This window comes from Mycolicibacterium aubagnense, from assembly GCF_010730955.1.
GTDB lineage: Bacteria > Actinomycetota > Actinomycetes > Mycobacteriales > Mycobacteriaceae > Mycobacterium > Mycobacterium aubagnense.
Map to the genome: position 1 here is coordinate 2,945,104 of NZ_AP022577.1, position 21,693 is coordinate 2,966,796.

The 21,693-nt window shown below is 68.7% G+C and carries 9 protein-coding genes (1 of these 9 only partly in view); 3 read left to right on the forward strand and 6 right to left on the reverse strand.

All coding sequences use genetic code 11. The features are described from left to right. The 5 genes from G6N59_RS14430 to G6N59_RS14450 all read right to left on the reverse strand — a co-directional run. On the reverse strand, positions 1–14,434 hold the 5' end (the start) of the coding sequence (locus G6N59_RS14430) for a non-ribosomal peptide synthase/polyketide synthase (RefSeq protein WP_138232946.1). 16,844 nt of this gene lie to the left of the window's left edge; only the first 14,434 of its 31,278 coding nucleotides appear in the window; it begins with the start codon at positions 14,432–14,434; its stop codon lies off the left edge, out of view. 43 nt (positions 14,435–14,477) lie between these two features. Then, entirely contained in the window at positions 14,478–14,702 is a 225-nt protein-coding gene (locus tag G6N59_RS14435) for an MbtH family protein (RefSeq protein WP_071286520.1), read from the reverse strand. Positions 14,703–15,108: 406 nt separating this feature from the next. Further along, positions 15,109–15,720 (reverse strand): recombination mediator RecR, encoded by a 612-nt coding sequence (gene recR, locus G6N59_RS14440; RefSeq protein WP_029105128.1) that lies wholly within the window; start codon positions 15,718–15,720, stop codon positions 15,109–15,111. Position 15,721: 1 nt separating this feature from the next. Next, positions 15,722–16,054: a YbaB/EbfC family nucleoid-associated protein gene (locus tag G6N59_RS14445; protein ID WP_138232947.1), complete on the reverse strand. Its 333-nt coding sequence runs from the start codon at positions 16,052–16,054 to the stop codon at positions 15,722–15,724. 89 nt (positions 16,055–16,143) lie between these two features. Further along, positions 16,144–16,581, reverse strand: a complete 438-nt coding sequence (locus tag G6N59_RS14450) for an SRPBCC family protein (protein WP_138232948.1) — start codon at positions 16,579–16,581, stop codon at positions 16,144–16,146. 71 nt (positions 16,582–16,652) lie between these two features. Between G6N59_RS14450 and G6N59_RS14455 the strand changes: the two genes are divergently transcribed. Together G6N59_RS14455 and G6N59_RS14460 are read left to right on the forward strand one after the other, a co-directional pair. Continuing rightward, a complete protein-coding gene (locus G6N59_RS14455) occupies positions 16,653–18,044 on the forward strand; it encodes an FAD-binding oxidoreductase (RefSeq protein ID WP_138232949.1) in 1,392 nt (463 codons plus the stop codon). After that, positions 18,041–19,345, forward strand: coding sequence for a class I SAM-dependent methyltransferase (locus G6N59_RS14460; protein WP_138232950.1), 1,305 nt, complete (start codon positions 18,041–18,043; stop codon positions 19,343–19,345). The genes G6N59_RS14455 and G6N59_RS14460 overlap by 4 nt, the downstream gene beginning before the upstream one ends. Here the strand turns inward: G6N59_RS14460 and G6N59_RS14465 are convergent, their stop codons facing one another. After that, the gene (locus G6N59_RS14465) at positions 19,346–21,325 is read right to left on the reverse strand and encodes a DNA polymerase III subunits gamma/tau (protein WP_138232951.1); all 1,980 of its coding nucleotides are present in this window, start codon (positions 21,323–21,325) and stop codon (positions 19,346–19,348) included. It lies immediately after the preceding gene. Positions 21,326–21,396: 71 nt separating this feature from the next. On the opposite strand from G6N59_RS14465, the gene G6N59_RS14470 reads away from it, so the two are divergent. After that, positions 21,397–21,675: a ribosomal protein L7/L12 gene (locus G6N59_RS14470; protein WP_138232952.1), complete on the forward strand. Its 279-nt coding sequence runs from the start codon at positions 21,397–21,399 to the stop codon at positions 21,673–21,675. The last annotated feature ends 18 nt before the right edge of the window (positions 21,676–21,693 follow it).

Here is a 21,693-nt window from a genome sequence, read left to right on the forward strand (position 1 = left end):
CCATCAGCGGCGCACTCATCGCCACGCACATCGTCGTCTCGGTCGGCCCGTAGGCGTTGACCATCACGCGGCCACCGGCCGCCCAGCGCTGCACCACCTCGGGTGGGCAGGCCTCACCGACCGCGACGAGCACCGCGCGCTCCAGTCCGACGGGCGACAATACCGCTGCCGCCGTTGGGGTCTGGGTCAGCACGGTGACACCTTCGGCGACCAGGGTCCGATGCAGATCCGCCGACGATCGGGCCACCGCATCCCCGATCACCACGACCCGGCCGCCGCGGAGCAGCGCGCCGAAGATCTCCCACACCGACACGTCGAACGCCAGCGAGTGCGCATGGCTCCACACGCCGGCGGCAGGCAGCCGCATGTCGAGGGTGCCGAGGAGCTGGGTCACATTGGCGTGGGTGAGTCCGACGCCCTTGGGCGTGCCGGTGGTTCCCGAGGTGTAGATCAGGTAGGCAAGCGCGGCGGCGTCCGGCATCGGCAACGCTGAATCAGACTGCGCGGCAGCATCAGCGACCGTGAGGACGGCGCCGTCGAAGCCGGACAGCAGATCCGGATCGGCACTGATCGCCGCCACCGGTGCCGCATCGTCGAGCACGAAGGTGATGCGCGACGACGGCCATGACACGTCGATCGGCAAGTACGCCGCCCCGGCCTTGAGCACGCCCAGCATCGCGACGATAGCGTCGGTCGAGCGGGAAAGCAGCAGCGCGACAACCGAACCCGCACCGACGCCGTGGCCCGCCAACAGGTGGGCCACCTGGTTCGACGCGGCATCCAGTTCCGCGTACGTCATCGATGCGCGAGCGTCAGTCGTGGCTGGTGTACCCGTGTCTGTGATCGCGACCGCCTCGGGTGCGCGCACGGCGTGTGTGGCGAACAACTCCGGAATCGACACCTGACTCGACGGCCGGGTCAGGACGTCCCGGTGCCCGGTCTCCTCGACCCGGGCCCGCTCGTCGGCGGTCAACAGGTCGACCGTGGACAGCGCCCGGGTGGGATCGGCGGTGATGGCCGCCAATACTGCATGCAGCCGGCGCACCAGGGCTTGGACGCTCGCCGCATCGAACACGTCGGTACGGAACTCGACGATACCGCCGATGCCCGCGGGTTCGCCTGTCGCAGTCCAGCGTTCGGACAGCGAGAAGGCCAAATCCATGCGGGCGGACTGGGTTTCAACGGGCAGCGGAGTGACGGTCAGGTCGCCGAGGGTCAGACCCGTGGTGCCCTTGCCCTTTCCGCTCCTCGCGTCCGCGTGTCCTTGCCACGGCAGGTTCTGCCAGCCGAGCATCACTTGCACCAGCGGGTGGTGGGACAGCGAGCGCGTCGGATTCACGCGCTCGACCAGTACCTCGAACGGCACGTCCTGATGTTCATAGGCAGCGAGGCTGCGCGTCCGAACCTGCGCCAAAAGCTCTTCCACAGTGGGGTTTCCGGTCAGGTCGACCCGTAGCACCAACGTGTTGACGAAGAAGCCCACCAGGTCGTCCAGCGCGGGGTCGCGCCGCCCGGCGATCGGGAAGCCAATGGCGACATCGGAACTCGCGCTGAGCTTGGCCAGCATGACGGCCAGGGCGGCCTGCACCACCATGAAGCTGGTCGCGTTGTGCTCACGCGCCACGCGCGCGATCTCCCGCTGCAACTCGGCGGGCCAGTCGATTTCGATCGTGGCGCCCGCCAGGTCGGCCACCGCGGGATACGGCCGGTCAGTCGGCAGATCGATCCGGTCCGGAATGCCGGCCAGCGCGTCGGCCCAGTAATTCAGCTGGGCCGAGACCTCGCTGTCGGGCGCCTCGAGTTCCCCGAGCTGCCCACGCTGCCACAGGGTGTAGTCGACGTACTGCACCGCGAGCGGGGCCCAGCCCGGCGCTTCTCCGGCGCAGCGGCTGACGTACGCCGCGCCCAGATCGGTGACCAGCGGCTGCAACGACCAACCGTCCGCGGCGATGTGATGCACCACGGCCACCAGCAGGTGTTCGTCGTCGCCCAGCCGGAACAGGCTGGCGCGCACCGGGATTTCGGTGGCCAGATCGAACGCGTACTGTGCGGCCGCACGCACGGCGTCGGCCCGTTGCCCGTCGGCCCACGCCTCGGCATCGACCACATCCCAGCCGAGCTCCACGTGAGCGGCGGGAACGATCACCTGCTGCGGCGTGCCGTCGGTCGCGGTGAACACGGTGCGCAGGCTCTCGTGCCGGCCGACCACGTCGGCCAGTGCCGCGCACAGCGCCTCGGCGTCGAGCCGGCCCTGCAGGCGCAGCATCACCGGCATGTTGTAAAGCGCTGACGCACCCTGCAATTGGTCGACGAACCACAGCCGGTTCTGGGCATACGACAGCGGGATGGGGTCGGGCCGCTCGTCGGCCGGGATGGCCACCAGTGCCTCACGCCGCGTCGCGCCATCGCCGATCCGTGCTGCGAGCTGAGCCACGGTGGGCGCCTCGAAGACGGTGCGCACCGGCAACTCGACATCGAGCGCCGCGTTGATCCCGGCGATCAACCTCATGGTGGACAACGAATCTCCACCGAGGTCGAAGAAGGAATCATCAACGCCCACAGTCGCCGACTCGAGCCCGAGGAGCTCCGCGAAAATAGCCGTCAGGGTCTCTTCGACCGCTCCCGACGGGGCGCGGTACCGCGCAGCATCCTGATAGTCCGGGGCGGGCAGTGCACGCGTGTCCAGCTTGCCGTTGACGGTGACGGGCAGTGCCGGCACCGCGATGACGGCGGCCGGGACCATGTAGCCCGGCAACCGGTGCGCCAGCGCCGTGCGCGCCTCGGCCGGGTCCACCGCGCCGACGATGTAGCCGACCAGTCGCTTGTCGCCGGGCCGGTCCTCGCGGGCGATCACCGCCGCATGTTCCACGCCGGGCAGCTCGGCCAATGCCGAACGGACATCGCCCAATTCGATGCGGTAGCCGCGCACCTTGACCTGCTCGTCGGCGCGCCCGAAGTAGTCCAGCTGCCCGTCGGGCCGCCACGACACCAGGTCACCGGTGCGGTACATGCGGGTGCCCGGCGCCCCGAACGGGCAGGCCATGAACCGCGTTGCGGTCAGGCCGGACCGGCGCCAGTAGCCGATGCCGACGCCGCGCCCGGCGAGATACAGCTCGCCGACCACCCCTGGCGGAACGGGACGCAGCGACTCATCGAGGACGAAGAATGCGGCGCCCGCCGTGGGCGAGCCGATGGGAGGCGCACCAGAGCCCGCGGTCAGCGGCAGGCTCTTGCACAGCCACATGGTCGTCTCGGTCGGGCCATAGACGTTGACCATCGTGCGGCCCGGCGCCCAGCGGTCGACCATCTCGGGCGGGCAGGCCTCGGCGCCGATGACCAGAGCGGCTGCATCCAGCCCCTCGGTGGACAACACCGCTGCCGCCGAGGGGGTTTGGGTGAGCACGGTGACCTGCTCGCGCACCAGCAGGTCGTGGAAGTCGTCGGCGGAACGGGCCACCGCGTCGGGAACCACCACCAGTCGCCCGCCGTGCAGCAGCGCGCCCCAGATCTCCCACACCGAGAAGTCGAAAGCGTAGGAGTGGAACTGCGTCCACACCTGCACATCTCCCGTCGCTCCGCTCGCCCCGGCGGCCGGTGACAGGTCGATCCCGATCTCCAGGCCCTGGAACAGCTGGACGACGTTGTACTGCGTGACCGCAACGCCTTTCGGCACGCCGGTGGTGCCCGAGGTGTAGATCAGGTGCGCCATATCGTCGGGCGCGGGTCCTGGCGGCGGGGTGCTCGGCCGCGTCGCGACCCGCGGATCGGCCACGTCGATGACCGCGCCGCCGAATCCATCGAAGCGGTCCGCCAGGTCACCGGTGGTCACGACGGCAATCGGCGCGGCGTCGCCGAGCATGAACTCGATACGTGCCGCGGGCAGTGCCGGATCGAACGGCAGATATGCCGCGCCGGACTTCAGCACGGCGAGGATCGCCACGATCGCTTCGGCCGAGCGCGAAAACAGCAGCGCGACAATCTGTCCGGGCGCGGCACCCTGCTCTGTGAGCAGGTTCGCCAATCGATTCGACGACTCGTCGAGTTCCCGGTATGTCAGGGACCGGTCGCCGCAGACCACCGCGACCGCATCCGGGGTGCGGGCAGCTTGGGCGGTGAACACCTCCGGCACGGTCGTCACCGCTGACGGCCGGCCCAGCACCTCGCGGTTCCCCCAGCGGTCCAGCCGGGCCTGCTCGATCTCGTCGAGCAGATCGACCGACGACAGCCGCTGCTCCGGATCGGCGCTGAACGCGGACACCATTCGCTCGAACCGGCCGACGAGCGCCTGGATGCTCTCGGCGTCGAAGATGTCGGTGCGGAACTCCACCATCACGTCGAGTCCGTCAGGCTCCCCGTCTGTGTCCCACCGCTCGCCCAGCGAGAACGCCAGGTCCATCCGGGCGGTCTGGGTGTCCACCGTCAGCGGGGTCACCTGCAGATCTCCGAGGGCCAGTCCGGCCGCGTCCCCGGCCTGCCAGGAGAAGTTCTGCCAGCCCAGCAGCACCTGGACCACCGGATGGTGGGTCAGGCTGCGGGTGGGATTCAGCCGCTCGACGAGCATCTCGAACGGCACGTCCTGGTGCTCGTACGCGGCCAGGCTCCGCCGGCGTACCTGCGCGAGGAGGTCGACGAACGTGGGGTCACCGCCCGGGAACTCGCCCAGGTCGACCCGGAGAACGAGGGTGTTGACGAAGAACCCGACCAGATCGTCGAGCGCCGGGTCGCGCCGGCCCGCGATCGGAAAGCCCACCGCCACATCAGAAGTCGAGCCGATCCGCGCCAGCAGAGCGGCGAACGCCGCCTGGATCACCATGAAGCTGGTCGAGTTGTGCTCACGGGCGACGCGGCGGATCTGCTGCTGCAGAGCGACCGGCCACTGTACGGTCACCCGGGCGCCATGGTGGTCGGCCGTCGGCGGGTACGGCCGGTCGGTCGGCAGGTCGAGGCGCTCAGGCAGTCCGGCGAGGGTCTCCTGCCAGAAGTCCAGCTGTGCCGCAATGGGGCCGTCGGCATCATCGAGTTCGCCGAATTGTGCACGCTGCCACAGCGTGTAGTCGACGTACTGCACCGGCAGCGGCGCCCATTCCGGGGCCCGCCCGGCGCACCGGCTGGCATAGGCCAGGCCGAGGTCACGCACGAGCGGGGTGACCGACGAGCCGTCGGCAGCGATGTGGTGCACCACCACGACCAGGATGTGGTTGTCGTCGCTGACGCGGAACAGCTTGGCGTGAAACGGAATCTGCGTCGACAGATCGAAGGTGTGCCGCGCAGCCGCGCCCACGGCATCGTCCAGGCGGCGCGCCGTCCAGCCGGCGGCGTCGACGGTCTCCCAGCCGATGTTTGCTCGGTCCGCGGGGATGATCACCTGCTCGGGCGCGCCCTCCGGCGCCACGAACAAAGTCCGCAGACTTTCGTGGCGGGCCACCACATCGGCCAAGGCGCGGCCGAGCGCGTCGGTATCGATGCGCCCGCGCAGCCGCAGTGCCACGGCCAGGTTGTAGATGGCCGAGGGGCCCTGCAACTGGTCGAAGAACCACAACCGGTTCTGGGCGAAGGACAGCGGCAGCACCTCGGGCCGCTGCCCGGCCACCAGCGGAGCCAGCCGCGTGGCGTCCCCGCCGATCCGGGGCGCCAGCTGCGCGACCGTGGGCGCCTCGAAGAGCGCGCGCACCGAAAGGTCCACCGCCAAGCTCGAATTCACCGCACTGATCAGACGCATCGCCGACAACGAGTCGCCGCCCAGATCGAAGAACGAGTCGTCGACACCGACCCGCTGCACACCCAGTACCTGGGCGTAGATGTCCGCGAGAATCTCCTCCACGACCCCGGCCGGCGCCCGGTAGCCGTCGGCGTCGGAGTACTCCGGCGCCGGCAGCGACTTGCGATCGAGCTTGCCCGACGTGGTCAGCGGCATCTCGTCGAGCACCACGATGTGCTGCGGGACCATGTAGTCGGGCAGCCACGCGCTCAGCCGGTTCCGCACCGCGCTGATCTTCGTGCTGCTGTGCGGCTCGTTGGCGTGCACGCCGGTGTGCGCGTGCGGCCGGTAGAGGTCCGTCATCGGCACCGCAGCCGAATCGTCGTCGCCAGGCCTGACGAAGACGGCGTCGACGCTACCGCGCACCGCGCCCCACGTCACCGCGACCTGGTATCCCGCATCTTCACCGATGCGATGGAGTTCTTCCGTTGTGGCCTCGGCTGTTTCGGAATCGCGCGCCGCTCCGGCGAGCTCCGCTTCCAGCCGGACGTCGATGCTCACGCCGGTGCGGGGAATGTCGGTGATCCGGATTGCCTCCGGCTGCAGGTCGGTCAACCGGCGCTGCAAGCCGGTGAGGTCGGCGCACTCGTCCCACGTCCAGGAGGGGACGTCGGCGACCGAGCGGCCCGCCACGGGCGCCTTGTGAATGGTGACGTCGTACCGGTAGCGGTTGAGCTCGTTGTCCGCGGTACCGCGCTTGATTCGAACGCCAAGTCCGACAGCCGATTCCCGGCGCTCTGCCCAGGTCGTGAAGAATTCCGGCGCCAGCAGCAGTTCGGCTTCACCGAGCACGGCATGTTCGACACGCTGACGGATCACCGCGGCATCGGCACCGGAGGTCGCCTCGCCGGCACTGCGGCCCAGCACGATGGCGGTCTGGAAGGCGTGCTGCAGCGTGTGATTTCGGATGTCGCCGAGGAACAGCGTGCCGCCGGGCGCCAGCAGCTCCACCGCGTTGTCGATGACCTCGGTCAGGTACGCCGCGTTGGGAAAGTACTGGACCACCGAGTTCACGATGATGGTGTCGAAGTGGCCACGCGGCAGCCCGTCGGTGACGTGCGCCGCCCGCGCCATGAACTCGACCCGGTCGCGCCACGGAATCTGCAACTGCTGCAGCGAACGCGCCAGCTTGTCGACCGCAGCCGACGACACGTCGGTTGCGACATATTGCTCGCAGTGCGGCGCGATCTGGGACAGGATCAGACCGGAGCCGGCACCGATCTCCAGCACCCGCCGGGGACGCAGCTCCATGATGCGGTCGACCGTGGCGCCCCGCCATTGCTCCATCTCGGCCAGCGGAATCGGCTCACCGGTGTAGCTGCTGTTCCAGCCCCGGAAGTCCGAACCGAACTCGGGCGCTTCACCTTCCGCGTCGTCGGCGGCGTACAGCTCGTCGTAGATGTCCTGCCACTCCCCGACGATCTCCGCGTCATGCGCGGTGTCACGCTTGCCGTCGGTGGCGTGCTCGAAGGTGATGTAACCGACCAGCTGGGCGCCGCCGGTGCCTTGGTGCACCGTGGCCGCGGCCTGGCTGACCTGCGGGCAGGCCAGCAGCGCGCTTTCGATCTCGCCCAGCTCGATGCGCTGACCGCGCAGCTTGATCTGGGTGTCGGCCCGGCCCAGGTAGTCCAGCGTGCCGTCGCTGTTCCAGCGTGCCAGGTCGCCGGTGCGGTACATGCGGCTGCCGGAATCATCCGGCCCGCCATGCGGATTGGCGACGAAGCGTTCGGCGCTCAGGGTCGGCCGGCCCACATAGCCGAGCGCGACCGCGGGACCGGCCAGGTACAACTCGCCTGTCACGCCCACCGGCACAGGGTTGAGCTGCGCGTCCAGCACCAGGGTCCGAGTGCCCACGATGGGCCTGCCGATATTCACCTGCTGCCCTGGTGTCAACGGCGTACCGGTGGCCCAGATGGTGGACTCGCTGGGGCCGTAGGCATTGAACATGCTGCGGCCGGGCGCCCAGGCGTGCACCAGTTCGTCAGGGCAGGCCTCACCGCCGGTGATCAGGGTGGTCAGTCCGTCGAGCCGGTCCCGGTCCAGTGAGGCCACGACCGTCGGGGTCAGCAGGGTCGCGCTGACCCGCTGCCGCTGCATCAGGTCGGCGAGCGCCTCGCCCGCGTACACGTCCCGCGGTGCCACCACGAGTGCGGCCGCCGCACCGGTCGCCATCAGCATCTCGAAAAGAGACGCATCGAAGGTCGGAGCGGCGACCATCAGCACGCGCGAGTCGGCGACCAAGTCATACGAAACACGTTGTGCCGCAGCCGCCCCCAGCAGCCCCGCGTGGCTGACCGCGACGCCCTTGGGCTCACCCGTCGAACCCGAGGTGAAGATGACGTAGGCGGTGTTGCCCACCGTCAGCGGCAGCGTGCGCTCGGCGTCGGTGATCGGGTCGGCGCGGTATCCCGACAAGTCGACGTCTGCCCGGAACACCGGGCGGGACCCCGCGCCGCCGATCTGGTCGACATCGCGGGTGAGCACGCACGTGGCGGCCACCGAATCCAGCACCGTGGCAATACGTTCGACGGGATGGGTGCGATCCACCGGCACGTACACGCCGCCCGCCTTGAGCACGGCCCACCACGCCACCACCAGTTCGGCGCACCGGTCCATCGCCACGCCCACCGCGCGTTCGGGTCCGACTCCGCCCTCGATCAGCAAGCGCGCCAATCGATTCGACGCCTCGTCGAGCTCGCGGTAGGACATGACCCGCGCGCCGTCGACCACAGCGATCGCATTCGGGTCGACCGCGACGGCAGCGGCCAGCAGTTCTGGCCCGAGCCCGACCGGCGCGCATGTCCCGGCACCGGACCACCGCTGTAGCTCGTTCCGTTCCGCCGCATCAAGCAAGTTGATGGACAACAACTTCCGCGACGGGTCCGCGGTCATCGCCGCCAACAGCCGGCTCAGTCGGCCGATCAGCGACTGGATGCCGGCCTCGGTGAACACCTCGGTGTCGTATTCGATGTGCAGGCCGAGCTCGTCGCCCGGGAATGCCTCGACGGTCAGCGGATAGTGGTTGAACTCGCGGTTCGCGAAAGCCGAAATCGTGAGTTCGGCACCATCTTCACCACCGACCGACATTCCTGCTTCGACCGGATAGTTCTCGTAGACGAATAGTGTGTCGAAGAGCTGGTCGTGGCCTGCGACGCGGTGAATCTCGCCCAGCGCCAAGTGCTGATGATCGAGCGTGTCGTTGTGCGCGGCCTGCAGCTGGTCGAGCAGGCCGGTGACGGTCGTGCCCGCGGCGAGGTTGGCCCGCACCGGCACGGTGTTGATCAGCAGACCGACCATCGATTCGGTGTCGCCCACATCGAGCTGGCCGAGCCGGGAGCGCGCGGTACCGAAGGCGACGTCATGCTTGCCTGTCATCGACGCCAACAGCACGGCCCACGCGCCCTGCAACACGGTGCTGACGGTGGTCTGGCATGAGCGCGCGAGCTCGCCGAGGGCGCGCGTGGTCTCTGCCGAAACCTGGAACGACGCGAAGCCGCGGTGTCCGCGGCCCAACCGGTCCTGCAGCCGGTCCTGCGGCCCCACCAGCGTCGGTGTATCGAAGTCCGCGAGCACCTCACCCCACGCCGCGCGCGCCGCGTCGAGGTCGCGATCGGCGAGCCAGGTGATGAACTTCCGGTACGACGCCGCGGGCGGCAACCGGTGCCCGCCATACCCGGCGAAGATCTCGCGCAACAGGATCGGCAGCGACCAACCGTCGAGCACGATGTGGTGATTGGTCAGCACGAAGCGGTGCTGGTCGTGCGCGATCCGGATCAGCAGCGCCCGGAACGGCGGCTCACCGGCAAGGTCGCCGACGGCAATACGTTCCGCGGCGCACAGCCGCTGAATCTCGTCCTCGTCCAGTACGCCCGTCGCGCTGAAATCGAGGAATCGCCAGGCGATTTCCGGCTCGGCCTGAATCACCTGCACCGGCTCGTCGAATTGCTGGCAGAAGACGGCAGCCAGGTGCGGGTGCCGATTGACAGTGCTGTGCACCGCATCTCGCAGTCGCTGCGGATCGAGGGCGCCGGCGAGCGTGAAATCCAGTTGCACCGAGTACATCTCGGCCGCGACGTCGGCACGCTCATGCGCCGTGCTGCTGTGGAACAACAGCCCCTGCTGCAATGGTGTCAGCGGCAGGATGTCGGCGACCCGGTACTGCTGCTGCAACTGATCGATCTGGTGCTGCCCCAGCCGTGCGGGCGCGATATCCGATGGTGTCAGGCCGCCGCCACCGGCCCGTACGTGTGCGCAGATGCCGGCCAGTGCCTCGAACCACAACCGGCTCAACCGGTTCAGCTGGGCTTCGTCGAGCACGGACGTCGCCCACGTCCAGTCGGCCTGCAGTTGCGGTCCGGCGTCGGTGTCGACGGTGCCGGCGTTGAGTTCGACGGTGTGGAACAGGGGCAGGGGCGCCGCGGCGCCATCCAGAGACAGTTCGTCCCGGCCCAGCCGCCACAGCTCTTCGACCCCGGCGATGTGCGGGAAGCCCAGGCGGCCAAGGTAGTTGAACCCGATGGTCGGGTCGGCGGAACCCAGGTCGGCGGACGTGTCTGCAGCGGCCAGGTACCGCAGCAACCCGTACGTCAGACCTGGCGGCTGCGCGCGGAGCTGCTCCTTGGCCGCCTTGACAACGGCGCCCAGCGCCTCGTCACCTTCGACGATCTGCGTCCACGACAACTCGCCCAACGTCAGCGCCACAGGGTATTTGGCGGTGAACCAGCCCACGGTCCGCGACAGGTCGATATCGTCGGCCAGATCTTCGTCGCGCCCGTGGCTTTCGACGTCGATGCCGACGGGTGTTCCGGCGGTGCCCAGGAATTCCGCGACCGCCAGCGCGAACCCGACCAGCAGGATGTCCTGCACGCCGGCGTGAAATGCCGCCGGTACCTCGCCGAGCAGCGCGCGGGTGTGGTCGGCGTCCAGCGTGACCGACAGCCGGCCCGCGGTGGCATAGGTGTCCACATCTGGATCCGCGACCGGCAGCGCCGCGGGTGCCGATGTCACCTGATGCCAGGCCGTCGCCTGCGCCAGCACATCCGGATGCTGTGCATGTTCGCTGAGCAGCGCGGCCCACCGCTGGAACGACGTGCCTGTCGTGGTCAGCTCGACGGGTTGGCCGGCGCGGTGCTGAGCCCACGCGATATTGAGGTCTTCCAACAGGATTCGCCACGACACCCCGTCGACCGCGAGGTGGTGGACCATGAGGACCAGCTGTCCGGCGGTGTCGACCCACAAACCGCTGACCATCACCCCGGCGCTCGGGTTCAGCCGGCCCCGCGCCGCGGCCACCGCGGCTTCGGTCAGTTCGTCGACGGCGGCCACGCATTCCCGGGCCGCGACGGACCCGGTTTCGGGTACCTCCAGTGCGCCATCGGCGTCGACCCGCAGCCGCAGCATCGCGTGCCGATTCATCAAGGCCTGCAACAACATCACCGCGTCGGCCTCGGTGGCACCCTGCGGCGCCTGCAGCACGAGGGTCTGGTTGAACTCGGCGACGGCGCCCTCGATCGCGGCAACACTCGAGAGCCACCGCATGATCGGGGTCGCCTGCACCGCACCGACGCCCTCGTCGACCACGTCATCCGCGTCGTCGGTCACGGTCACGGTCTGCGCCAGCCGCGCCACCGTCTGCTCGACGAACACGTCGCGCGGGCGGCACGCCAGACCGGCGGCGCGAGCGCGCGCCGCCACCTGCATCGCGAGAATGCTGTCGCCGCCCAACTCGAAGAACGAGTCATCGACGCTGACGGCCGCCGAGTCCAGGCCGAGGATTTCGGCGTAGATGGCGGCCAGGATCTCCTCGACCGGGTTGTCCGGCGCGCGGTAGTCGTCACCGCTGTATTCGGGCGCCGGCAGGCTGCGGGTATCGAGCTTGCCGCTGGTGGTCAGCGGCAGTTCGGGCAGCACCACGATCACGGACGGGACGAGATACGCCGGCAGACGATCCGCGAGGGCGACCCGCGCTTCGACCGGATCGACGGTACCGGTGACGTAGCCGACGAGGCGCTTGTCGCCGGGACGATCCTCCCGGACAATCGCCGCGGCCTGCACGACGCCATCGAGGGCCGCCAAAGCTGTTTGTACTTCGCCCAATTCGATGCGGTAGCCACGAATCTTGACCTGAGCATCGGCGCGGCCCACGTACCGCAGCTGTCCGTCGTCGCCCCAATACACCAGATCGCCGGTGCGGTACATGCGCTCGCCCGGCTTACCGAACGGGCATGGCACAAAACGGGATCCGGTCAATGCGGTCCGGTGCAGATATCCGACGCCCACGCCGGCACCGGCCACATACAGTTCCCCGACCACCCCGGGCTGCACCGGCTGCATCCAGCCGTCCAGCACGAACAGTGCCGCGCCGCTCGGCGGAGCTCCGATCGGGGCCGCACCACCGCCGGCCGTCAGCGGAGCGCTGATCGCCGCGTAGATCGTGGTCTCGGTCGGGCCGTAGGCGTTGACCATCGTCCGCGCAGAGCCGTTTTGCTCCTCACGTGCGCGGGGCGCCCACTGCTCGACCACCTCGGCCGGGCATGCCTCGCCGCCCATCACCAGCGCACAGGACTCCAGGCCCGCCATGTCCAACATCCCGATGGCAGAGGGGGTTTGGGTCAGGACGGTGACTCTCTCCGCGATGAGGAAGTCGTGGAACTCGGCCGGGTCAGCGGACACCGACTCAGGAACCACCACCAGTCGGCCGCCACGGAGCAGCGCGGAGAAAATCTCCCACACCGAGAAATCGAAGGCATACGAATGCCAATGCGACCAGGCCTGCTCGGCCGGCAGGCCGGCATCCTGCGAAGCGATCAGCTGCGTGAGGTTCTGGTGGGCAATCGCAACGCCTTTCGGCGTCCCGGTGGTACCCGAGGTGTAGATGACGTAGGCGACATCGTCGGGTTCGGGCCCGGCCGCGGCCGGCCAGTCGGCGGGCCCGTCGAATGCGTCGCGCTCGCGCACGTCGATGACGACACCGTCGAACCCGTCGAACCGGTCGGCCAGCGCAGTGCTGGTGACGGCCGCGAACGGCGCGGAATCGCCCAGCATGAAGGCGATCCGGGACGCCGGCAACGCCGGGTCGATCGGCAGGTAGGCCGCGCCGGTCTTGAGCACGCCCAGGATCGTCACGATGGCCTCGGTCGACCGCGGGAGCATCACCGCCACGCGCCGGCCCGGCCCCGCACCGCGGTCGGCAAGGAGCTGCGCCATGCGGTTCGATGCGCGGTCCAGCTCCTGGTAGGTCAATGTCCGGCCGTCGCCGCTGAGCGCCACCGCCGCCGGTACGCGGGCCACCTGATCGGCGAACAGCGCCGGGATCGACACCGGCGCGGCGGTGTCGATATCGAGCGCCGCCCAGTTTCCGAACTCCGCCAGCCGGTCCTGCGCCGGAGAACCGAGCAGCGGCAAGGCGGACAGGCGCTGTGCCGGATCTGCCGTCATCGCGGTCAGGACGCGGTCCAGCTGGTCCGCCAGCTGGACGACGTCGAGCCGGCGGGTGCCGAACGTCGTGACCGACAGCTCGTCGCCCGTGCCGGAGAACGCCAGTCCGGAGCCGCGCCCGAGACCCGAGATCAGCTGCGCCGCCGCCGTGGCCTCACCCAGCGGCACGGTGAACCCCGAGGGGAGAAAGTCGACGACGATCCGGTCGGCGCCCGGCCCATGGCGCTTGCGTTCCAGGGCCTGTACCGGAAATCGCTGATGACGCACCGCTTCTCGGGTGCGGGTGTGCACATGCGCGCAGAACTCGGCGACGGTGACATCGGGGGAAACCTGCAGCACCAGCGGCACCACCCCAGCGACCATGCCGGGCAACGTCTTCGACACCTGCAGGACGCGACGGGTCACCGGCAGGTCGAGCACCACCTCGTGTCCCACCGCCGCCCGGCTCCGCAGGACCAGCGCGCACGCCGCGATGAGCACCGTCGACCGGCGCACGTCCCAGGCCTCACACAGTCGTTCAACCTGCGCCAACAACGCGGGGTCCAACTGGATCGGCTCCGACGAGCCATCGACGGCGCCCGCGGCGTCATCCGACTCGAGCTCGCGGGTGGTTTCCGCCGGCAGATTCGCCGTCCAGTACGCCTCGTCCTCGGCGTAGTCCGCGGAGGCTTCGTAGGCTTCTTCGCAGTCGAGCAGGTCTTGCAGGGAACTGAAGTAGGACGGCTGAATCGCCAGACCCGCAACAGCTTCCGAGTAAACCGCGGCGATCCGCTGCAAGACCAACGCCAGCCCGATGCCGTCGGCAACGATGTGGTGGCAGCAGGCGAAGAAATAGGACTCGTCTGGCCCGGCGCGGAAGTACGCGAAGCGCAGCAGCGGACCGTCGAGCGGCATGGGGGTGCGCTGCAGCGCCGAGGCCGCTGCACGCGCCTCGGTCATCAGCTCGTCTGCGCGCGTCAGGTCGGCACGGGCCAGATCGTGAAAGGCCACTTCGATGTCGGCGACATCGAGCAGGCGCTGGCGCACCTGGCCGTCGGACTCCGAGAAGGTCGCGAGCACCGGATCGGCTTCGCCGACGACGCGGCGGATGGATTGCTCGAAGAGCTCGAAATCAACCGGGCCGTCAATTTTTACGAAGATGCCGAGCTGCCATTCCGCAGCCGATTGACCCGTTTCCTGCGCAAGCCAGATATCCAACTGCCCACGCGTGACAGGCAACGACGAATCGCCGAGATCCATCCCGAAACCAGAAATGCCGAACTACCCCTGAATCACCGAGCGATCAGAGCCGCTGCCCCACCGCCAGTCGGTCCCGCAAGCTCTTCGGCCGGATGTCCGTCCATTCCCGCTCGATGTACTCCAGGCACGAGGCACGGTCCGCCTCGCCAAAGACGACCCGCCAGCCCGCCGGAACGTCAGCAAACGTCGGCCACAGGCTGTGCTGCTCTTCGTCGTTGATCAGCACGAAGAAAGAACCATTGTCGTCATCGAACGGGTTGGTGCTCATAGTGCTCCCAAAAGAATTGACGCTCAAGATAATTGGGCGTGGCGATTTCCGCCCGTCCCGTGGGCGAATGCTACATGCCCACACTATGTCCGCAAACGGGCGTCAATAAACCAACCCCGGCGCGCCGCGATCGAGCAACCCATCCGAAATCCCCGATGCCGTAACGACTTTCGCGACATTCTTTGCCCGATGCCAACGGCCGTACCGACTTCGCAGGGCAAACCCACCGTCCACCATTTCTGATAGTTAGCTGTACCGCCGAAAACGGGGCCCGAGCGCAAAAAGTGCGAATAACCGCCGGACGGGATGTGGTTTCGACGCAGCGCAGAGTCAGACCACCGCGGCCGAGCCGCGAATCAGACCACCGCGGCGAGCCGCGAATCAGACCACCGCGGCGAGCCGCGAATCAGACCATGGCACGGCGGCCGGCGAGGGCCCGGCCCAGCGTCAGCTCATCGGCGAATTCCAGGTCGCCACCCATCGGCAGACCCGACGCGATGCGCGTCACCGTCAGCCCCGGGATGTCCCGCAGCATGCGCACCAGGTACGTGGCAGTGGCCTCGCCCTCGGTGTTGGGGTCGGTCGCGATGATCACCTCGACGATGTCCACGCCGTCGACCCGCTGCCCAATCCTGTTGAGCAGCTCACGAATTCGCAATTGCTCCGGCCCGACGCCGGACAGCGGATCGAGCGCCCCACCCAGGACGTGGTAGCGCCCGCGGAATTCGCGCGTGCGCTCCACCGCCTGGACGTCTTTGGGCTCCTCGACCACACACACCAGCGAGCCGTCGCGGCGCGGGTCGCTGCAGATGCGGCACCGGTCGTCGTCGGACACATTGCCGCACACCGCACAGAACTTGACGCCGTCGCGCACCCGGTTCAGCACCGCGGTCAGCCGGTCGATGTCCGGCGGCTCCACCGACAACAGGTGGAACGCGATGCGCTGGGCACTCTTCGGCCCGATACCCGGCAGCTTGCCGAGCTCGTCGATCAAATCCTGTACTGGTCCTTCAAACACATCAGAACCCGGGCAGGCCCGTGCCCTGCATGCCGCCGGCCAGCGGGCCGAGGCGCTGCTGCGCCATCAAGGTCACCTGCTCGGAGGCGTCGCTCAGGGCACCCACGACGAGGTCCTGCAGCGTCTCGATGTCATTCGGGTCGACGACCTTGGGGTCGATGGTCAGCGCGGTGATCTCGCCGCTGCCCATCATGGTGACCTTGACCAGCCCACCGCCGGCCTGACCGACCACCGACGAGCTGGCCAGGGACTCCTGCGCAGCCATGAGCTGCTGCTGCATCTGCTGCGCCTGAGCGAGCAGCGCGGACATATCGGGCTGGCCACCGGGTTGCATGAGGATCCCCTCGGGTTTCGATGATCGGGTGTGCGCGCCAGCCTAGTCGCCCGGCGCCATCGCCGGGCGACGGGCGCGCCGTCGGGCAGTTAGCCCTCGACAACCTTCTTAAGGTTGCCCAGCACCTCGTCCTGAATCTTGCGCAGACCCAGCGGCGCGAAGGTCTTCTCGAAGAAGCCGCCGATGCCACCGGCACCCTGCCACGCGGTCTTGACGGTGACGGTCGAACCGGTGCCGGCCGGGGCAACGGTCCAGGTGGTCACCATCGACGAGTTGGCGTCCTTCTCGATGACGCTCTTGCCTGCGACGTCGACCGTGGCCTTGACCTCACGCGAGCGCTTCTTGGTGGCCTGCAGTTTCCACGTCGCGACGGTGCCGGCACCCTGTCCGCCTTCGAGCACCTGGTAGCCGCTGTAGTTCGACGAGAGGATCTTCGGGCGCACGGTCTGGTAGTCGGCGACCGCCTCGAGCACCTTCTCCGGCTCGGCGAGAATCAACACGGTGCTGGACGCACTGACCTGTCCCATCAGGCAAAACTCCTGTTCGTGGCTTCACTGGTGCGGTCGCGAGGACCGCGGTCTCGGTCTAGCGTATATGTGTGACCGCTGTCGCGACCGACGCGACGACCGCCCACGAGGCGGCCGTGCAGCGACTCGTGGACAGCTACCGCGCCATCCCGCAGGGTGCGACGGTGCGACTGGCGAAACCGACATCGAACCTGTTCCGCGCCCGGTCACGCACCAAGACCAAGGGTCTGGACGTCTCCGGGCTTGATGGTGTCCTCGCCGTCGACACCGAGTCCCGTACCGCCGACGTCCAGGGCATGTGCACCTACGAGACGCTGGTGGCGGCGACGCTGCCGTTCGGCTTGGCGCCGATGGTCGTTCCGCAACTCAAGACCATCACCCTCGGGGGCGCCGTCACCGGGCTGGGCATCGAGTCGACGTCCTTCCGCAACGGCCTGCCGCACGAGTCCGTGCTGGAACTGGACATCCTCACCGGAGCCGGCGAACTGATCCGGGCGTCCCCGCACACCCATTCCGACCTGTTCTACGCCTTCCCGAATTCCTATGGCACGCTGGGCTATTCGGTGCGGCTACGGATCGAGCTGGAACCCGTGCGACCGTTCGTCAAGCTGAGACACCTGCGCTTCCACCGGCTCACCGATCTGGTCGGCGAGCTGCAGCGGATCCTCGACACCGGCGGCCATGACGGCGTCCGCGTCGACTATCTCGACGGCGTCGTCTTCGGCCCCGATGAGAGCTACCTGTGTCTGGGAATGAAGACCGGGACGGACGGTCCGGTCAGCGATTACACCGGACAGCGCATCTTCTACCGGTCCATCCGGCACGACTCCGGCGAACAGCAAGACCGGCTGACCACCCAGGACTATCTCTGGCGCTGGGACACCGACTGGTTCTGGTGTTCCGAGGCCTTCGGCGCGCAGCGTCCGCTCGTCCGGCGGTTGTGGCCCCGGCGGTACCGGCGCAGCAGCGTGTACTGGAAGCTGGTCGGCCTGGACCAGCGCTTCCACATCGCCGACCGGATCGAGCGGCGCAGCATCTTTGCCCCGGAGCAGCCCCTGCGCGAGCGGGTGGTGCAGGACGTCGAGGTGCCGGTCGAGCGCGTCGTCGACTTTCTCGAGTGGTTTCTCGAGCGGGTGCCCATCACCCCGATCTGGTTGTGCCCGTTGCGGTTACGCGGTGACACCGGGTGGCCGCTGTATCCGATCCAGCCCCACTGCAACTACGTCAACGTCGGGTTCTGGTCATCGGTACCGGCCGGCCGGGAGGCCGGGGAGACGAACCGGTTGATCGAGAGCAAGGTCGACGACTGCGGCGGCCACAAATCCCTGTACTCCGAATCGTTCTATTCGCCCGAGGATTTCGACAGGCGTTACGGCGGCGCGGAGTACCGGAAGGTCAAGGACGTTTACGACCCCGAATCGCGGCTACTAGGTCTCTATGAGAAGGCGGTACAAGGGCAATGACGACAACTGACGACCACAGTACGACCGACGGCAAGCTGACTCTGGCTGAGGTCCTGGAGAGCTTCTCAAGCGGAAGGCTGCCCCTGAAATTCGAGGCGTACGACGGCAGTTCGACGGGCCCCGAGGACGCCGAACTGGGACTGAACCTGCTCACTCCGCGCGGCACCACCTACCTGGCGACCGCACCCGGGGACCTGGGCCTGGCGCGCGCCTACATCGCGGGCGATCTCGCGGCGCTCGGCGTGCATCCGGGCGACCCGTACGAGCTGATCAAAGCCCTGGGCGACAAGGTGCAGTTCAAACGTCCGCCGATCCGGGTGCTGGCGAACATCGTCCGGTCCATCGGAATCGAGCACCTGCTGCCGATCGCGCCACCACCGCAGGAGGCCCTGCCGAAATGGCGCCGGATCGCGGAAGGGCTGCGGCACAGCCGAATCCGGGACGCCGAGGCCATCCACCATCACTACGACGTGTCCAACACGTTCTACGAGCGGGTGCTCGGCCCGTCGATGACCTACACCTGCGCCTGCTACCCGCGCCCCGACGCCACGCTCGAGGAAGCCCAGGAGAACAAGTACCGGCTGGTGTTCGACAAGCTGCGGCTGCAGCCCGGCGACCGGCTGCTCGACGTCGGCTGCGGCTGGGGTGGCATGGTCCGGTACGCCGCTCGGCACGGTGTCCAGGCCACCGGCGTGACACTGTCCGCTGAGCAGGCCGACTGGGCCCAGCGCGCCATCGCCGACGAGGGCCTGGCCGACCACGCCCGCGTCGTCCACGGCGATTACCGCGACGTCCGGGCGGGGAACTTCGACGCGGTGTCCTCCATCGGCCTGACCGAGCACATCGGCGTCGCCAACTACCCCGCGTACTTCCGGTTCCTGCGCGACCGGCTCCGGCCCGGCGGGTTGCTGCTCAACCACTGCATCACCCGGCCGCACAACCATCCCGGGAACGTCGGCGGATTCATCGACCGCTACGTCTTCCCCGACGGGGAACTGACCGGCTCGGGCCGCATCATCGCCACGGCCCAAGACGCCGGGCTGGAGGTCCTGCACGAGGAGAACCTGCGCCAGCACTACGCCCTGACGCTGCGCGACTGGTGCGCCAATCTGGTCCGGAACTGGGACGACGCGGTGGCCGAGGTCGGCCTGGCCACGGCCAAGGTCTGGGGCATGTACATGGCCGGCTCCCGGGTGGGCTTCGAGACCAATGTGGTTCAGCTGCACCAGGTTCTGGCGGTCAAGCTGGACGAGCACGGCGCCGATGGCGGGCTGCCGCTGCGGCCGTGGTGGACGCCCTGACTACTCCCCGATGGGACGGGCGCCCAGCTCACTCTTGAGCAGTTCCAGCGCCACTTCTTCGGGATCGCGCCGTGGCACGTCCGTACCGCGGTCGTTGGCGGCGTCGGCCAGCATGTCCTCTTCTTCGGCGCGCTCCACGGCGGCCTGCTGCTCGGGCGTCGGCGCGTCGGATCGTGGCGCCGACGCCGCCGGCGGGGCACCGGCCGCACCCGCGGGCGCCGCACCGGCATCGCACCGCACCCGCCAGTTCACCCCGAGCGCGTCCTTGAGCGCCTCGCGGATGACGTCTGCGTTGTGCTGTTCGCTGAGCCGTTTCGCCAACGGCGGGGCCGGGTGCGCCAACACCAGGGTGTCGGCCTCGATGCCGCGCACCGTCGCCTCCATCAGCATGGCTTCCAGCGAGCGACTGCGGGCACGGACCTTCTCACGCACCGTCGTCCACATGGCGCGTACCGCGGCTGCGTCGGGCTCACCGGGCGTCGCCGCGGCCGGTGCCGCCGGCGCCGGAGCTGCCGGCTCGGGAGCCGGCGGAGCGACGGGTTCAGGCGATGTTTCACGTTGAACCGGCGCGGGTTCGGGGGCCGGACGCGGCTCGGGCCTTGCCACCGGGGGCGCCGGCGCCGGTTCCGGTTCTGATGACGAAACCGACTGTGGTGCTTGGCTTCTCCGCATGAACTGCCGACTGCCCGCTTGAGCCGATGGGGCGGCAAGAGCCGATGGGGCCTCCGGGTACGACTCGGCGGCAGCAGTCGCCACCGGGGCCGGCGCGGCCACCGGAGCGGGACGCGGTGCGGCGGCGACCCCACCCTCAGACGCCGGGATCGAGACGTTCATCCGCGTCTCGATCCGCTCGATGCGTTGCAGCAGAGCCGCTTCGGTGTCGCTGGCCGACGGCAACAGCAGCCGGGCGCACACCACTTCGAGCAGCAGCCGGGGTGCCGTCGCGCCGCGCATCTCCCCCAGCCCGGCATGCATCACCTCGGCGTAGCGAGTGAGCGTCGCAGTGCCGATCTGAGCGGCCTGGTCCCGCATGCGTTCCATGACGTCGTCCGGCGCGTCGACCACTCCGCGGGCCGCGGCGTCCGGAACCACTTGCAGCACAATCAGATCCCGGAAGCGCTCCAGCAGGTCGGTGCCGAAGCGGCGCGGGTCGTGCCCGGCGTCGATCACCGCCTCGACAGCGCCGAAGAGCGCCGCACCGTCGCCCGCGGCCAGCGCGTCGACCGCGCGGTCGATCAGCGCGAGGTCCGTCGCTCCCAGCAGCGACAGCGCCCGCTGGTAGACCACGCGGTTCTGCTCGGCGCCGGCCAGCAGCTGGTCGAGCACCGACAAGGTGTCACGGGGCGAGCCGCCGCCGGCCCGGATGACCAACGGGTACACCGCGTCGTCGACGCCGACGTCCTCCTGGGCGCAGATTTTCTCCAGTAGCCCGCGCATGGTCTTCGGCGGCAGCAACCGGAACGGGTAGTGGTGCGTGCGCGACCGGATGGTCGGCAGCACCTTCTCCGGCTCCGTGGTGGCGAACACGAAGATCAGGTGCTCCGGCGGCTCCTCGACGATCTTCAGCAGCGCGTTGAAACCCGCGTTGGTCACCATGTGCGCTTCGTCGATGATGAAGATGCGGTAGCGCGACTGCGCCGGTGCGTAGAACGCGCGGTCCCGGAGTTCACGGGTGTCGTCGACACCACCGTGGCTGGCCGCGTCGAGCTCGACGACGTCGATGTTGCCCGGCCCGTTGGGAGCGAGCGCCACACACGAATGGCACACCCCGCACGGGTTGGCCGTCGGGCCCTGCTCGCAGTTCAGTGACCGGGCCAGGATGCGCGCCGACGACGTCTTACCGCAGCCCCGCGGCCCGGAGAACAGGTAGGCGTGGTTGATCCGGCCTGATTCCAGCGCGTTGCACAGCGGCTCGGTGACATGCTCCTGCCCGACTACCTCAGCGAAACTGGCCGGTCGGTACTTGCGGTAGAGAGCCACGGGAGAAGGCTACCGAGCCGGTCCGACGGTCCGCATGCCACGGCCCGATGCGATCGGCCACACTGGCGGGCATGGCACTATCCGGGCGCTCCGGCGACGTTTCTTACGACGATCTACTGAATCGGATATCCGATCTGGAGCGCCGGGTCGCGCTCTTGGAACGCGCCGGCCACGGCGGCACAGTGAGCCCGCCGCCGCCGGCCAGACCGCAACCGTCCGCCGTCGCGGGGGTCAGCCAGGAAGTCTGGCGGCTGGCGGCCTCCGGACAGAAGATCCAAGCCATCAAACGTCTGCGCGAGGAAACCGGGATGGGCCTGAAAGCGGCCAAGGACGTCGTCGACCGGCTGTAGCGCCCCGAACCGTTGACC

Excerpts from the sequence above, each read along its gene's own strand:
- G6N59_RS14435 (WP_071286520.1), bottom strand. The coding sequence starts at position 14,702 with ATGAGCACCAACCCGTTCGATGACGACAATGGTTCTTTCTTCGTGCTG.
- G6N59_RS14445 (WP_138232947.1), bottom strand. The coding sequence starts at position 16,054 with ATGCAACCCGGTGGCCAGCCCGATATGTCCGCGCTGCTCGCTCAGGCG.
- G6N59_RS14450 (WP_138232948.1), bottom strand. The coding sequence starts at position 16,581 with ATGGGACAGGTCAGTGCGTCCAGCACCGTGTTGATTCTCGCCGAGCCG.
- G6N59_RS14460 (WP_138232950.1), top strand. The coding sequence starts at position 18,041 with ATGACGACAACTGACGACCACAGTACGACCGACGGCAAGCTGACTCTG.
- G6N59_RS14470 (WP_138232952.1), top strand. The coding sequence starts at position 21,397 with ATGGCACTATCCGGGCGCTCCGGCGACGTTTCTTACGACGATCTACTG.